Origin of the sequence: Nonomuraea sp. NPDC050328 (genome assembly GCF_044459405.1) — a bacterium.
Taxonomy (GTDB): Bacteria; Actinomycetota; Actinomycetes; order Streptosporangiales; family Streptosporangiaceae; genus Nonomuraea.
Genome location: NZ_JBITIW010000002.1, coordinates 1 through 13864 on the forward strand (window position 1 = coordinate 1; position 13864 = coordinate 13864).

Annotated in this window: 14 protein-coding genes and 2 rRNA genes; 6 read left to right on the top strand and 10 right to left on the bottom strand. The window is 71.0% G+C overall.

What is annotated here, in order from left to right:
* Both ACIBG7_RS06090 and rrf read left to right on the top strand, forming a co-directional pair.
* Window positions 1–90, top strand: a 23S ribosomal RNA gene (locus tag ACIBG7_RS06090); the annotation flags it as partial.
* A gap of 81 nt (window positions 91–171) precedes the next feature.
* A 5S ribosomal RNA gene (rrf, locus tag ACIBG7_RS06095) occupies window positions 172–288 on the top strand.
* Window positions 289–587: 299 nt separating this feature from the next.
* Here the strand turns inward: rrf and ACIBG7_RS06100 are convergent.
* A complete protein-coding gene (locus tag ACIBG7_RS06100) occupies window positions 588–2054 on the bottom strand; it encodes a phosphodiester glycosidase family protein (protein WP_397335352.1) in 1467 nt (488 codons plus the stop codon).
* A 245-nt stretch (window positions 2055–2299) separates the two neighbouring features.
* Between ACIBG7_RS06100 and trpS the strand changes: the two genes are divergently transcribed.
* Entirely contained in the window at window positions 2300–3256 is a 957-nt protein-coding gene (gene trpS, locus ACIBG7_RS06105; RefSeq protein ID WP_397335353.1) for a tryptophan--tRNA ligase, read from the top strand.
* 4 nt (window positions 3257–3260) lie between these two features.
* On the opposite strand, the gene ACIBG7_RS06110 is transcribed toward trpS, so the two are convergent.
* Complete coding sequence (locus ACIBG7_RS06110; RefSeq protein WP_397335355.1) at window positions 3261–4283, bottom strand: methyltransferase; 1023 nt, start codon at window positions 4281–4283, stop codon at window positions 3261–3263.
* Between the two features lie 88 nt (window positions 4284–4371).
* Here ACIBG7_RS06110 and ACIBG7_RS06115 point away from each other — a divergent pair, with 88 nt between their 5' ends.
* Window positions 4372–4821, top strand: a complete 450-nt coding sequence (locus tag ACIBG7_RS06115; RefSeq protein ID WP_397335356.1) for a hypothetical protein — start codon at window positions 4372–4374, stop codon at window positions 4819–4821.
* A gap of 21 nt (window positions 4822–4842) precedes the next feature.
* Here the strand turns inward: ACIBG7_RS06115 and ACIBG7_RS06120 are convergent, their stop codons facing one another.
* Entirely contained in the window at window positions 4843–6237 is a 1395-nt protein-coding gene (locus ACIBG7_RS06120; RefSeq protein ID WP_397335357.1) for an LLM class flavin-dependent oxidoreductase, read from the bottom strand.
* 84 nt (window positions 6238–6321) lie between these two features.
* On the opposite strand from ACIBG7_RS06120, the gene ACIBG7_RS06125 reads away from it, so the two are divergent.
* Entirely contained in the window at window positions 6322–6825 is a 504-nt protein-coding gene (locus ACIBG7_RS06125; RefSeq protein ID WP_397335358.1) for a MarR family winged helix-turn-helix transcriptional regulator, read from the top strand.
* A gap of 61 nt (window positions 6826–6886) precedes the next feature.
* Here the strand turns inward: ACIBG7_RS06125 and ACIBG7_RS06130 are convergent, their stop codons facing one another.
* The 3 genes from ACIBG7_RS06130 to ACIBG7_RS06140 all read right to left on the bottom strand — a co-directional run bounded on the left by ACIBG7_RS06130 (window position 6887) and on the right by ACIBG7_RS06140 (window position 9197).
* The gene (locus ACIBG7_RS06130; RefSeq protein WP_397335359.1) at window positions 6887–7450 is read right to left on the bottom strand and encodes a TOPRIM nucleotidyl transferase/hydrolase domain-containing protein; all 564 of its coding nucleotides are present in this window, start codon (window positions 7448–7450) and stop codon (window positions 6887–6889) included.
* A 500-nt stretch (window positions 7451–7950) separates the two neighbouring features.
* Window positions 7951–8325, bottom strand: coding sequence for a hypothetical protein (locus tag ACIBG7_RS06135; RefSeq protein ID WP_357936674.1), 375 nt, complete (start codon window positions 8323–8325; stop codon window positions 7951–7953).
* A 449-nt stretch (window positions 8326–8774) separates the two neighbouring features.
* Window positions 8775–9197, bottom strand: a complete 423-nt coding sequence (locus ACIBG7_RS06140; RefSeq protein WP_397335360.1) for a hypothetical protein — start codon at window positions 9195–9197, stop codon at window positions 8775–8777.
* On the opposite strand from ACIBG7_RS06140, the gene ACIBG7_RS06145 reads away from it, so the two are divergent.
* Complete coding sequence (locus tag ACIBG7_RS06145; protein ID WP_397335361.1) at window positions 9187–9474, top strand: hypothetical protein; 288 nt, start codon at window positions 9187–9189, stop codon at window positions 9472–9474. The genes ACIBG7_RS06140 and ACIBG7_RS06145 overlap by 11 nt on opposite strands.
* On the opposite strand, the gene ACIBG7_RS06150 is transcribed toward ACIBG7_RS06145, so the two are convergent.
* The 4 genes from ACIBG7_RS06150 to ACIBG7_RS06165 all read right to left on the bottom strand — a co-directional run bounded on the left by ACIBG7_RS06150 (window position 9444) and on the right by ACIBG7_RS06165 (window position 13855).
* Window positions 9444–10133, bottom strand: a complete 690-nt coding sequence (locus tag ACIBG7_RS06150; RefSeq protein ID WP_357936680.1) for a CAP domain-containing protein — start codon at window positions 10131–10133, stop codon at window positions 9444–9446. The two genes, ACIBG7_RS06145 and ACIBG7_RS06150, sit on opposite strands and share 31 nt — an antisense overlap.
* 74 nt (window positions 10134–10207) lie before the next feature.
* Window positions 10208–10540, bottom strand: a complete 333-nt coding sequence (locus ACIBG7_RS06155) for a cupin domain-containing protein (protein ID WP_357936682.1) — start codon at window positions 10538–10540, stop codon at window positions 10208–10210.
* 13 nt (window positions 10541–10553) lie between these two features.
* Complete coding sequence (locus ACIBG7_RS06160; protein ID WP_357936684.1) at window positions 10554–12173, bottom strand: PucR family transcriptional regulator ligand-binding domain-containing protein; 1620 nt, start codon at window positions 12171–12173, stop codon at window positions 10554–10556.
* Window positions 12174–12268: 95 nt separating this feature from the next.
* Complete coding sequence (locus ACIBG7_RS06165; protein ID WP_397335363.1) at window positions 12269–13855, bottom strand: AMP-binding protein; 1587 nt, start codon at window positions 13853–13855, stop codon at window positions 12269–12271.
* Window positions 13856–13864 lie beyond the last annotated feature (9 nt).

The window sequence follows — 13864 nt, forward strand, 5'->3', positions numbered from 1 at the left end:
CCCCAGCAGACTACTGGGTTGATAGGCCGGAGGTGGAAGCACTGTAAGGTGTGGAGCTGACCGGTACTAATAGGCCGAGGACTTGACCACAAAGCTACACATCGTCTTGTTGTGTGTAATGCTCGCGTCCACTACGCAATTCTGAGACAGCAAGCGGCTGTTTCAAGGGGTTGCGGTGGTTATGGCGGGAAGGAAACACCCGGTTACATTCCGAACCCGGAAGTTAAGCTTCTCTGCGCCGATGGTACTGCACTCGCCAGGGTGTGGGAGAGTAGGTCGCCGCCGCACAAATATTGATCAGTAGAGCCCGCCGTGGGTTTCCCGGCGGGCTCTACTGCGTTAAACGAGGGTTAGGCCTGTCCGGGTGTCCGGGCGGGCCTTTCTGCGTTTCAGGACCATCAGGTGCCGTGGTTCTCCAGGTGGAGCGGGCGCACCCGTAAATGAGGCCGACGTCCCCCGGAAATCGCGGGTGACGTCGGCCCTCAGAACCGGAGGCCTGGAGACATCGGAGGCTCGGAGACAGTCGCCAGCTAAGCCGGCATCCGAGTCCAGGGAGCAGCCGCCAGCCGAGCCGGCGGCCGCACCCTCTAGGACGGCATCACCAACACCGCGTCCCCGACAGCCCGCTCCCGGCCGTCGGACGGCTGGTTGACCACCTTCTGGCCGACCACCATGGCCGTGGACCCACCCCCGTCCAGGTTGATCGCCTGGACGGCGCCGAGCCAGCGCATGACCTGGGCGGCCTCGATCATGTTCGCCCCCACGCTGATCCCGGGCTTGCGCCCGTCGATGGTGGCGAGGATGAGGCTGCCGTTGCGGGTGACGCCGGCCAGGGTACGGGGGTGGCGGCGGAGGACCATGTTGACCGAGTCGTGCCCGTCCCGCTTCGCGGTGACCCGGATGCGGCCGTTACGGACCAGGCCGACGCCACCACCGACGACGTGCAGGCCGGGGGTGAGCTGGAGGGGCTTGCCGGTACGGAGGTCGGTGACGGTGGTGGTGACCTGGAGGGTCCAGCCCTCCCAGGCGTGCTCCCACAGCCACTCGGCCGCCACGCCGGAGCCGTGCACGACCCGGTGCCCGGCCGGCACCGCGGCGCCGGAGGTACGGAGCGAGACGATCTTGCCGTTGGCGTCGATGACCGCGTCGGCGCCGTCGTTGGCGGGGGTCTTGGCCCCCCACTCCTCGGTGTAGAGGACGAACTCGTCGGTGCCCGCGTTGCGGTTGACGCCCTTGACGTCGGTGCGGGTGCCGTCCTGGGCGGTGACGCTGACGGCGGTCTTGAGTTCGGTGACGCGTGCCGTACGTCCCTTGAGGACGAGAGCGGAGCGGCCGGGGACGGCCTCGCTGAGCAGGCGGCCGGCGACGACGGAGACGCCGACGGGCTCGCCGCGCAGCGCGGGCAGGGTGTGAATGTTGAAGAAGCCGCCGTTGACGGCGGCGAGCGCGCCCTTGGCCATGGCCGAGGTGGTCTCGCGCTTGGCGACGCTGGTGCCGAGGCTGGCGGCGAAGGAGCCGCGGAAGGTACGGCTGTCGACGGTCAGGACCCGCAGGTCCCAGGGGCCGGTGGTCTGCGCGCCGTCGTCGCCGAGGTAGTCCAGCTTGGAGCGGATCCCGGCGTCCTTGAGCGTCTTGATGGTCTTGGCGGCGTCGTCCTTGTCCTTGAGCGACCACAGGCCGACGCGGACGGCGAAGTACTCCTTGCCCGGGGCGTCGGCGACCTGGGGCTTGACGACCGGCTGCACGCTGGGCGTCTCGCCGGCGGCCTCCACCGCGGCGGCCGCCGCGTCGGCGGCCTCGCGGGTACCGTGGTCACGGCCGTTGGGCATGAGGATCGTGACGGTGTAACCGTCGGTCGACTTGCCCGCGAGCACGTTGTACAGCTCGATGCCAGGCGCCACGCTCTTCTGCGTCTTGGTGGGCGCGGCGGCGGCGCCCAGCGGGAAGGACCCGCCGGGGAAGGTCGTCGTGTCCAGGCCGGCCGAGACTGGAAAGGCCGCGAGAGTGAGCGAAGTGGCCATGGCCAGGCCGACGACGAGGGGGCGTCGTGTCATGAAACAACTCCAGAAGGGGCTAACGGGACCGAACCATCCTGGCGAGCCGGAACTGTCCAAGTGGGGAGAACACGCGAACCCGGTTGGAGTGGTTACCTGATTGGGACACAATGGGGAGATGACACGAATCAGCATGTGGTGGCGGCCGCCCGACGGCCGCTGACTTCCACATGCGTGAAGGCCGTCCCCGGGGACGGCCTTTCGCCATTTCTGGGGCGCCTTCCGGACCTTCGAGAGGACTCCCCATGACCGTGCTCACCGGCGACCGGCCCACCGGCCCGCTGCACATCGGCCACTACTTCGGCTCGCTGGCCAACCGGCTGGCGCTGCAGGACACGCACGAGGTGTTCGTCCTGCTCGCCGACTACCAGGTGATCACCGACCGCGACCTGCCCGGCGAGATCCAGCGCAACATCACCGACGTGCTGCTCGACTATCTGGCCATCGGGCTCGACCCGGCCAAGGTCACGATCTTCCAGCACAGCGCGCTGCCCGAGCTCAACCAGTTGCTGCTGCCGTTCCTGAGCCTGGTCACCGTGGCCGAGCTGGGCCGCAATCCCACGGTGAAGGACGAGATCGCGCACAGTTCGCAGGCGGCGGTGAGCGGGCTGATGTTCACCTATCCGGTGCATCAGGCGGCCGACATCCTGTTCTGCAAGGGCACGCTGGTGCCGGTCGGCAAGGACCAGCTCCCGCACATCGAGGTGACCCGCACGATCGCGCGCCGGTTCAACGAGCGGTACGCGCCGGTCTTCCCGGTGCCGGAGGCGATGCTGAGCCGTACACCGCTGCTCGGCGGCCTGGACGGCGGCAAGATGAGCAAGTCGCGCGGCAACTCGATCGCGCTGAAGGCGAGCGAGGACGAGACCGCCGCGCTGATCAGACGGGCGGTGACCGACGTCGACCGGCGCATCACCTTCGAGCCGGAGACCCGGCCGGGGGTGGCGACCCTGCTGACCATCGCCGGGCTCTGTTCCGGGCGGGAGCCGCGGGAGCTGGCCGAGGAGATCGGCGACGGGGGTGCGTCGGCGTTGAAGCGGCTGACGACCGAGGCGGTCAACGAGTTCTTCCGGCCGATCCGCAAGCGCCGGGCCGAGCTCACCGAGCAGGATGCGCGTGCCGTACTGGCCGAGGGGAACGAGCGGGCACGCGCGGTGGCGATCCGGACCCTGGAGGAGGTACGGCAGGCGATGGGCTTCTGACTGCCTAGGCCCGGACGGCGACGGCGAGGTCGGTGGCGGGGGAGCGGAGCGGGCGGCGGTGCCGCGGCCGGTGGAAGCCGGCGGCGGTGAGCAGCGCGGCCGTCGCGGCGAAGGTCCGCACCCCGCCACCGCCCGCGACCAGGTAGTTGAGGTCGAGCAGGTCCATGAGCGTCCGGCTGGCGCGGCCGGGGGCGCGGCCACGGAACTGGTCGCCGATGACGACGGTGCCGCCCGGGTTGAGCGCTCCCGCGACCCGGGACAGCAGGCCGGCCGCCTGCCGGTCGTCGAGGCCGTGCAGGACGTTGAAGAGCAGCACCAGGTCGAAGCCCTCGCCCAGGTCGTCGTCGAGGAAGGAACCGGCGCGCAGCGTGAGCCGGGGGTGCGGCTCGGCCGCGGTCAGCGCCTGCGGCAGGTCGAGGACGGTGGCGTGCAGGTCGGGGTGGCGGCGTAGCAGCGCGATGCTGTACTGGGCGTGGCTGCCGCCGAGGTCGAGCAGGTTGCGCGCGTCGCGGTGGACCGGGATGGCGCGGGCGGCGAAGGGCGCCTGCTGCCGGGCCAGCGTGGCGACCCAGGCCTGGAAGGCGCGCGACAGTTCGGGGTCGCTCTCGGTGAGCGTGTACAGCGGGACCGGCGGGCCGCCGTCGCGCACCGCCTTCTCCAGCCCGCTCCACAAGGCCACCACGCTGCGCTCGCAGAACTCCAGGCCCTCGGCGAGGCAGGTGGGCGAGCTCGTGCACAACCAGACGCGAGCCGGGCGGGTCAGGGCGTATCGGCCGCGCCGTACCTTCAGGTAGCCGAGCCCGGCCAGGGCCCGCAGCAGGGAGGCCGTGGACGCCTCGGCGCAGCCCAGCTCGACCGCGAGCTCGCCGGGCCGCATCGGGCGGGCCTCCAGGGCGTCGAACACGCCCAGCCGTACCCCCGCGAGCAGGCTGTGGAAGCCCAGGACGCCGAAGTAGTCGGCGAGCACGGGCGGGACCAGCGACAGCCGGAAGGCGAGCGCTTCCAGGGGGTTGGCGAGCAGGGGCATGCCCCCGACGGTAGGCCGACTTGTCGGCAAAAGACATGGGTAGGGGGTTACTCAGGCTCTCACCAGGAGATTCCCGCACACTACGCCCATGCGAACCATCATCTCCCTCTTAGTGGCGCTCGCCGCCGTCCTCGCCTTCACCCCGCCCGCCACGGCGGCGGCCGGCTGGGGCCCGTACCGGGCGCCGGGCGACAAGGCCCGCGCCTCCGGCACCCTCGTCCCCGTCGGCGAGGACCACGACACCCTGCCCACCGCGGACCAGGTCACCGTCAAGGGCACGCTGACCGACCGGGCCCGGCCCGCCGGCACCTGCGCGTGGCTGCTCATGCAGTTCGCCGTCCGCGTCAAGAACGCCTTCGTGTTCAAGGAGCGCAAGCTCAGGGACTGCTCCTACCGCACGCCGAAGCACTTCACCTACGTCCTGAAGGACGTCTACCAGGTCGAGCTCAAGGTGTGCAGCGAGGCCAAGTCGCCGGCGCCGTCGGCGCACTGCCGCTACTCGGGCACCTGGAAGATCATCTACACCTCGCCGCTCTGACCGGAAGCAGGGGGGACCGGGTCAGCGGAAGCCGTGGCGGGACAGGGCGGGGACGAGTTCCTCCTCCTCGTACCTCAGGTGCGAGGAGAGGGTGCGGTCGAGCCGGGCCACCGCCTCGCGGAAGCCGTCCATGCCGTCCGGCTCGCCCACCAGGGCGACAAGGGCGCGGTCCACCTCCTCCAGCACCCCGTGGATCACGTGGTGCTCCTGCTCCAGCCGGTCGAGCACGGGGGCCAGGCGCGGGTCGGCGCGGCGCAGGTGCGGGAAGAGGCTCTGGTCCTCCAGCGTGTGGTGAGTGGTGACCAGCCGGCAGTAGGACGCGCAGTAGGCGCCGAGCGTCCAGTTGTTCTGCCGGACGGTCATCTGGTTGATCGCCCCGCGCGCCGCGGCCGGGTCCATAGAGCCCGCGACCACCTGGGCCATGATCTCCTTGAGCTGCGCCAGCTCGCCCCGCAGGTGGTCGTGCACCTCGACCAGGTGCTCGCCCTCGCCGCTCCGGCCGCCGGTCACCGCGGGGGCGTGCGGGCGAGTGGCCTCATCCCACAGCGCTTCCACCGCGGGGGCCTGCGGCTCGGGCGTGCCCCGTTCCTTGGCGACCAGCTCGCGGACGGCGGGCGCCACCTCCTCGGCATAGGCCTGGATCGCCGCGGGGTCGTCGCCGGCGAGGATGAAGGTGCTCATCCCGTGCTCCAGCGCCAGCTCGGCGAGGAAGGCGGGCTCGGCGTCGCGCGGCCCGATGTTGTAGAGCCGCCGGACGGCCGCCGGGTCGCGCCCGGCCTCGGCCGCGGCCTCGTCGATCAGGCGGTTGCCGGCACCGAGCTGCGACGGCGGGACGTAGGCCATGCTCGGCAGCCAGCCGTCGGCCAGCCGGCCGATCAGCCGCAACATCCTGGGCCGGATCCCGCCCACCCAGATCGCCGGGTCGTGCGGCGGCATCGGCCCGGCCTGGGCGTTGTCGAGCCGGTAGTGCCGGCCGTCGAAGCTGCCGCCGGTCGACCACAGCGCGCGGATCACCGCGATCGCCTCTTCCAGCGCCTCCAGCGCCTCGCCCGGCGTGCGCCGCGGCCCGCCCAGCGTCGCGACGCCGTCCCAGAAGGCGCCCGCGCCCAGCCCCAGCTCGGCCCGGCCGCCGCTGAGGATGTCGAGGCTCGCGACACTCTTGGCGAGTACGGCAGGCGGTCGCAACGGCAGGTTGGCCACGTTGGCCGCCACCCGGACGTGCTGCGTGTTCGCCGCGATCACCGACAGCAGGGTCCAGGCGTCCAGGAAGGCGGGCTGGTAGGGGTGGTCCTGGACGGTGACCAGGTCGAGCCCGGCCGAGTCGGCCAGCTTCGCGAGCCGGAGCGTACGGCCGGCATGCGGGGCGGCCGGGCTGAGGAAAACGCCGAACAGCAGATCGTGACCGTAGTCGGCCATGGGATCCTCCAAGGCAATCGTCTGTGAAACAGATGATATGCCATACAGAAGGTTTAAGCAGCAACCTCCTGTAGGATGGCGATCGTGACGACGGACGCGGAACGAGCCGAGGGCGGGCTGGACGCCGACTTCGGCTGGGCGCTCGGCACCCTCTTCCGGGTCTACGTGAAGGCCGCCGACACCGTCATCGACGCCCTGCCCGGCGGGCCGCGCGGCTTCCAGGTGCTGGCCTCGGCCGTCCAGGAGACCCCGGCCAACCAGGGCGCCCTGGCCCGGCAGCTCGGCATCGACAAGACCGTGATGACCTACCTCGTCGACGACCTGGTCGCCCTCGACCTCGTCGAACGCCAGCCCGACCCCGCCGACCGCCGCAACCGCCGCATCGTGGCCACCGCCCGGGGCCGCGAGATCTGGGAACAGGCGCAACAGGGCCTCCGGCACGTCGAACGGCACCTGCTCGGCGTGCTGGGCGAGGAGGACGCCGCCCGCCTCCGCGACCTCCTCGGCCGGGTCGCGGCGGTGTACGGCGAGGGCGAACACTTCGAGGAGACCTGCCAGGCCGTCGAAACCCTGCGCCTGCGGCTCTAGAACCGCGGGCACTCCCGCACGAAGCAAGCCTCGGCGCCGAGGCAGATGGTCTTGTGGGTGATCACAGGTAGGCCAGGAGGCGGGCGAGGGGGTGGGGGATGCGGTCGGGGGTGAGGGCGGCGACCAGGGGGCCGGCGTAGCGGATCTTGCGGCCGCTGCCGGCGCCCATGAAGCGGCGGAGCTGGTCCTGGACGGGCTTGCCGCGCCAGGCGGGCTGGCCTTGGAGGGTGCGGAACGAGCTGAGGTCGCCGCCGGTGGCCAGCACGCGTTCGACCTCCTCCGTGCCGAGGGCGCGGATCAGTTCGTCTTCGAGGTCGGCGACGCAGACGAAGAAGCCGAGGGTTTCCAGGTCGGTGCGGGTGAGGCTCGGGCCGAACCCGGCTCGTTCCAAGGCGCGCTGGAAGTCGGGCTCCTCGCGGAGATCGACCAGGCCGGCCAGGCGGAGGTCGGCGCCCTGGGGGCCGTATTTGGCGAGATAGGTGCCGATGCTGGTGGCGCCGCCCATCGGCACTACGGCGATGCCTTCTGCTGTCAGGTCGCGATGGTGGCGGTGGGCCATGGCCTCGACGGCGGCCCGGTCGCTCTCGCCCTCGACCAGGACCACGGTTCGGGTGTCGCTCGGCATCACCAGGTCAGCTTGGCATCAGCCGCCGGGGGATTCGACCGCTTTATGGCGTGGCGGGCCGGGGGGGTTCAGGTCAAGCCGCGGTACTCGGCTGGGGAGGATGCCGCGTCCCGCCGTACAGCTTCACTTGATGCCGCGCCTGGGCCTGCTCAGCGCCGACCAGCGGCACGAGCTGCACGCCATGGCCCCACGCGCCGGGCGGTCTCAGCTCGGATGAAGTCGTCGCGCGGCTCACCGCGCTGGCCGTCGGGCACACCTCCGCCTACGCCGCAGCCTCTCGACCGGCAGCACCGCCACCCGGCACGAAGCCAGGGCCTCGGGAGGCTCCTTGACCCGCGGCCGCTGCGGCCCGGTCACCGCAGGCCGGTCACGTCGGCAACGAAGGCGCCGCCACCCTGCCGACCAACCACTTCCAGTTGGTCGGCAGGGTGGCGGAGAACCACGCGGCCTATGGGGCCGAATGCGGCGAGGCCGCGTAGCCGTGAAATCCGGCAACGGTGCTAGGAGTAGCATTCCTTGGACAGCTGCTTCCCGGTGGTCGGATGTACGCATACGATGCAGTAACGATTCGGGCTAGCCGGAGTCGGCTCCTTGACGTATTTGCATTCGCGCACCTTCGAATGCTCGGCCTTCTTGCAGTACTGCTTCCGGTATCCGCCTTTATTCGTCTTGCAGTAAAGGCATTCCTTCTTCTTATCCTTCAGCCATTTGCATCTCGGGGCGAGCGACGAAGTGCAGGCGGCGGCGAGCGAGATGGACGCGGCGGGCGTGCTGACGGCCTGGTCTTTCGCGGCCGAGGCCGACGCCTGCGATCCTGTCGCCGGGGCGAGGGCCGCAGCCACCAGCGCGCCGGCAGCGCATAGTTCCTTGAGCATGGAAACCTCCCGCTGCTCGTTTCTTCCTCTTGCCATCCATCGTTACTCCGCACTTCGTGACGAGTCCAGAAGGGCGGCAAGATTCTTTCTCGACCGCGGAACGAGCCGTCCGGCGATTGGCCGCCTTCGTGGGCAGAATGCTGGACGAATATCCATCTCTCCTGGGCCGCTTTTTGCTTGAGGCCGTTTTTCTTTTCCCGCCCCGTCATCATCGGGGGTGACGCCCTCAACGGCCGGTGGATCGGGACAGCGCGGTGCCGTGTCCGCTGCGAGATGCAAAGGCTTGATGACGTAGCGCACTGGAGGGGAGTGGATACCGACCGTCGCTGCTGCAGCAGCTCGGCGGCAAGAGCCATCCCAAGGAACCACGTCGTCAGCTTGTACGCGCTGTTCGACCCCGCCGGCCTGCCGCACGTCGGACACCCCAGCACTTACCAAGGCCCCGAGGACTACTGAACCCGGCACCGCACCGGGCCAGGCGGCCAAACACCGAGCTGAGCCCGAGCCGAGCGTGAGGGAGCGCCGCGCAGGGACACACCCGCCTGCACACCGGCGCACTCACCATCTGGGAACTGGGCGACCTGCTCGGCATTCGTCTCCACCTGCCGCACACCATGCAGCTCGAATACCTCGCCGACCTCCCCGTCATGACCATCATCGAACTGGTTCGCCGCCTCGACACGCACCCGGCCGACCTCATCCGCGAACTCGACTCCGTCCTGGACAACCCGCGCGACCTCGAACCGCACATGTCCCGGCAACAGACAGGGGAGCTCACCGACGACGCCCGGGCGCTGCTCGTCGAAGCGGCCCTCGTCCAGGCAGGTGTAGAGGGCGGTAGATGGGGCGGGCGAGTTCGGCGTGGTCGGCAACGCCGAGGGCCTCACCCCGGCCAGGTTGCGCACCCCGCCGTGCCGCTTGACCAACCAGCTCGCCACCACGGCCAGTAGGGTCATCGGCCAGGCGCTGTCCGGCACCGGGTCGCGGCCCTACCACTACGCCCTGCTCGGCCGGCGCCCCGGCATCGGCCGCAGCGTGGCCGGGGTCCAGGTCGTGCTGCTGGAGCCGCTCACCGTGAGTGAGCGGGAGCGGTTCGTCGAGCTGCTCGTCCGGCTGAATCAGGCGCAGCGGCCGAACAACTGGACGTAGGTCGCGCCCGGCGTGGCCGAGGCGGCCGGGTCGGCGCTGCCGTACGCCGCCTTGGTGTACATCTCGGTGTAGCCGGGGGTGAGGATGGTGTCGCGGTGCGAGGGGCTGCGCATCCACCAGCGGACGGCGGCGCTCGGGGTAACGGCGGCACGGCCCCAGCCGGTGTAGGCGTTCTCGCCGACCTGCCAGGTGCCGCGCTTGCAGTACCCGGCGGCCTTGGCCCGGGCGGCGGGGTCGGTCCCGGTCTCGGGGTCGATGTGCGGGTCGCAGCGGCTCGGGTCGTACTTGAGCGGCGTGCACTTGCCGACCTGGGCCACCGTTCCCCACCAGCGGATCCGCACCGCGGCGGTGACGTGCTTCCACGCCGCGCTGCTGAGCGCGACGGTCGTGCCGCGCAGGGCGAGGTAGCGCTTCACCGGCTGCAGGCCGCGGCCGGTGCGTTCGGCGTTGACCAGGCAGAGCACCGCCTGCTCGATGCGGCTCGACTGGCGGTTGTAGTCGTAGCGGCCGCGCGCGGTGTCGGGGAAGGCGGACTTGTCCTGGATGACCAGGTCGGCGTCGGCGCACGCGGCGGCGCTGACGGCAGACGTCTCCGCCTGCGCGGGGGAGGCGTGGACGATGAGGACGGCGGCCGCTCCGAGAAAGGCGAGACGTTTCATGACGTCAGCATGCGGCGGCCGCCTTGCCGGGAACTTGAGTACCCCTTTACTCAAATTCCCCGATGAAGCCGTACTCAGTGCGCCTGGTAGACCTTGCGCAGCCGCTCGTGCACGGTCCAGGTCGTCTGGGCGCCCTCGGCCAGCAGGCAGACGTCCCCGGGCCCGACCTCGACGGTCGGCCCGCCGGCGATGGCGATGCTCGCCCGGCCGCTCAGCACGACGAAGATCTCGTCCCGCTCGACGTCGGTGACGACGCCCGGGGTGATCTCCCAGATGCCGCGCCCGTCCCCGAGGGACAGGTGGAAGGTCTCCGGCGTGCCCGAGACGATCGACGCCGGGTCGAGGGGGTCGGGTTCGAGGTCGGCGTCGCGGACGGAGAGGGCGAAAGCGCCGTCGAAGGGCAGCACAGCGAGCGGGTCCTTATCGGGTGGTGTCTCGGCGGAAGGATTCCAGGGCGAGCAGGGCGACGTGCAGCGACAGGCACGACTCGACGTCGTCGAGGTCGGTGTCGAGGATGCGTTCGAGGCGGCGCAGCCGGTCGTAGAAGGCGGGCCGCGACAGGTGCGCCTTCTGGGCGGCGACCGCCTTGTTGCGCCCGGCGTCGAGGTAGATCCGCAGGATCCGGGTGAGGTCGCCGCCGCGCTGGGCGTCGTGGGCGAGCAGGGGGCCGAGCTCGCGTTCGGCGAAGGTCTGCAGTCGGGAGTCGTCGCGCAGCAGGTGGAGCAGGCCGCGCAGGCGCAGGTCGGGCAGCCGGTAGTAGGCGCGGCCGTCGGGCTGGCGGACGGCCACGTCGGCGACCTGCTCGGCTTCGAGGAAGCTCCGCCGTACGTCCCTGACCGACTCGACGACGGAGCCGGCGGCGAGGACGAAGGCCGAGCCGGGCTTCCAGAGCATGCGCAGCCGGTCGGCGAGGGCGGTGAGCGCGGGCTCGGCGGCGGTGCGCGCGGGCAGGGGGAGCAGGATGCCGACGCGGTCCTGGTCGAGGGCGCCGACGAGGGCGGGCAGCCGGGCGTCGCGGCAGGCGGCGGCGGTGGCCTCGGCCAGCTCGCCGAGCAGGGCCTGCCCGTCGAGCGCCTGCTCGGCCTGGTCGATGGGGCGGATGACGACGCTGATCAGCTTGCGGCCGGTGAGTGGGACGCCGACGGCGCGGGCCCGGGCGGCGGCCTCGTCGGGGTCGGAGTAGGCGTGGGTGAGGATGCCGGTGAGGATCGTGCCGTGCGCCTGGCGTTCCAGCGACTCCTGGTGGCGTTCGAGCAGGCGGCCGAGCGCGAGGGTGGTGGCCGCCCGTTCGGCGAGGACCAGGTCGCGTGGGGTGGGCGGGGCGTCGCAGGCGAGGATGAGCCGGCCCCAGTCCTGGCCGCGGGCGCCGACCGTGGTGACCAGCCAGCCGGCGGTGGGGTCGTAGGCGGTGCGCTCGGCGGGGGCGACGGCACGCGAGCGCGACTCCCAGCCGGCCAGCAGGGTGCCGGTGTCGCGGCCGGCCGACTCGCAGGCCAGCACCTGGTGGGCGAGGTTCTCCAGCACGACGGGCCGGCCGGCCAGCCGGGCGACCTGGGCGAGGACCTCGGTGGGTGAGGCGCCCTCGACCGACAGCTCGGTGAAGACCTCGTGGAGCTGCTCCGAGGCGCGCAGCTCCTCCAACTGGATGTCGATGATGCGCGAGTGCACCGATTCGGTGATCTGCACGAACGGCGTCTCGCGGGCGAGCACGATCAGCGGCAGGCCGTGCTCTTCAGCGGCCTTGACCACGGCGCGCGGCAGCTCGCGGACGAAGCGGCGGCCGAGCTCGACGACGAGCCCGGCGGCGCCCACGGCGGCCAGTTCGACGATGTAGGCGGCCAGCTTGTCGGGGTCGTCGGGGAGCGCGACGCCGGTGGTGAGCACCAGCTCGCCGCCGCGCAGCAGGTGGGCGAGGTCGGCGATCTCGCCCACGTGCACCCAGCGCACCCGGCTGTCCAGCCGGTCGGAGCCCGCCACGACCCGGGGATTGCCTCGGCGGACGGTCTCCAGGGCGAGGACGTCGGCGATGGTGGGGAGCACGCGCGAAGCCTATCCGATCAGCTTGTAAATAGGGCGACTTATCCCTTTACAAAGTGCTGTGCAATCGCTCGCGCTGCGTGCCGTCCCGGAGACGCTCAGGCGCGGAACTCGGTGCCGGCGGCCTGTTCGCGCAACTCGACCCGGCGGATCTTGCCGGAGATGGTCTTGGGCAGCTCGGCGAACTCCAGCAGCCGGATCCGCTTGTAGGGCGCCAGGTTGGCCGTGCAGTAGTCGAGGATCGAGCGCGCGGTCTCCTCGGTCGGCTCGAAGCCGGGCGCGAGCACGACGAAGGCTTTGGGTACGGCCAGCCGCACCGGATCCGGCGAGGGCACGACGGCCGCCTCGGCCACCGCCTCGTGCTCCAGCAGCACGCTCTCCAGCTCGAACGGGGAGATGCGGTAGTCGGAGGCCTTGAACACGTCGTCCGTGCGCCCGACATAGGTGATGTACCCGTCGGCGTCCCGGGTGGCGACGTCACCGGTGTGGTAGTACCCGTCGCCGGAGGAGGTCTCGCGCCCGACGTACCCGGCCATCAGCCCGAGCGGCCGGCCCTCGCCGAGCGGCAGGCAGATCTCCCCGTCCGTGCCCTGCTCCCCGCTCACCGGATCGACCAGCACCACCTCGTAGCCGGGCAGCGGCAGCCCCATCGAGCCCGGCTTGACCGGCATGCCGGGCACGTTGCCGATCTGCGCGGTCGTCTCGGTCTGCCCGTAGCCGTCGCGGATGGTCAGGCCCCACGCCTGCTGCACCTGGTCGATGATCTCCGGGTTGAGCGGCTCGCCCGCGGCGACCGCGGTGCGCAGCGGCAGCTTCCAGGCGGCGAGGTCCTCCTGGATGAGCATCCGCCAGACGGTCGGCGGCGCGCAGAAGGTCGTCACGCCCTCGTCGCGCAGGATCTCCAGCAGCTTGGGCGCCGAGAAGCGCTGGTAGTCGTGGATCAGGACGGTCGCCCCGGCGTTCCACGGCGCGAAGACGTTGCTCCAGGCGTGCTTGGCCCAGCCGGGCGAGGAGATGTTGAGGTGCACGTCGCCCGGCCGCAGGCCGATCCAGAACATCGTGGACAGGTGCCCGGCCGGGTAGGAGGCGTGGGTGTGCTCGACCAGCTTGGGCTGGGAGGTCGTGCCGGAGGTGAAGTAGAGCAGCAGGGTGTCGCCGGCGCGGGTGGGCCCGTCGGGGGTGAACTCGGCGGGGGCCTCGTAGGCCTCGTGGAAGGGCAGCCAGCCGTAGGCCTCGCCGACCGAGATCCGGGTGTAGGCGCCGGCCTCGAACTTGGCGGCGTCGGCGGCGTTGGCGATCACGTGCTTGACCTCGCCGCGCTCGATGCGCTCGGTGATGTCCTTGGCGGTGAGCAGCGTGGTCGCGGGGATGATCACCGCGCCGAGCTTCATCGCGGCGAGCATGGCCTCCCACAGCTCGATCTGGTTGCCGAGCATCAGCAGGATGCGCTCGCCTCGCCGTACGCCCTGGGCGTGGAGCCAGTTGGCGACCTGGCCCGAGCGGCGGGTCAGGTCGGCGAAGGTGAACGACGGGCCGCCGGCGAACTTGAGCGCGACGCCGTCCTGGTGGTCGAACCAGTCGAGGGCCCAGTTGAACTCCGCGAGCTCGGGCCAGCGGAAGTCGCGGCGGGCGGTGGCGTAGTCGGAACCCAGCAGCAGATCGCGAGCAGCGCGGAAGTCGTTCATGTCCCGATA

Coding starts and splice junctions, on each gene's coding strand:
- ACIBG7_RS06150 (WP_357936680.1), bottom strand. CDS start 10,133: ATGAAACGTCTCGCCTTTCTCGGAGCGGCCGCCGTCCTCATCGTCCAC.
- ACIBG7_RS06135 (WP_357936674.1), bottom strand. CDS start 8,325: ATGCTCAAGGAACTATGCGCTGCCGGCGCGCTGGTGGCTGCGGCCCTC.
- ACIBG7_RS06100 (WP_397335352.1), bottom strand. CDS start 2,054: ATGACACGACGCCCCCTCGTCGTCGGCCTGGCCATGGCCACTTCGCTC.
- trpS (WP_397335353.1), top strand. CDS start 2,300: ATGACCGTGCTCACCGGCGACCGGCCCACCGGCCCGCTGCACATCGGC.
- ACIBG7_RS06165 (WP_397335363.1), bottom strand. CDS start 13,855: ATGAACGACTTCCGCGCTGCTCGCGATCTGCTGCTGGGTTCCGACTAC.
- ACIBG7_RS06115 (WP_397335356.1), top strand. CDS start 4,372: ATGCGAACCATCATCTCCCTCTTAGTGGCGCTCGCCGCCGTCCTCGCC.
- ACIBG7_RS06130 (WP_397335359.1), bottom strand. CDS start 7,450: ATGCCGAGCGACACCCGAACCGTGGTCCTGGTCGAGGGCGAGAGCGAC.
- ACIBG7_RS06110 (WP_397335355.1), bottom strand. CDS start 4,283: ATGCCCCTGCTCGCCAACCCCCTGGAAGCGCTCGCCTTCCGGCTGTCG.
- ACIBG7_RS06120 (WP_397335357.1), bottom strand. CDS start 6,237: ATGGCCGACTACGGTCACGATCTGCTGTTCGGCGTTTTCCTCAGCCCG.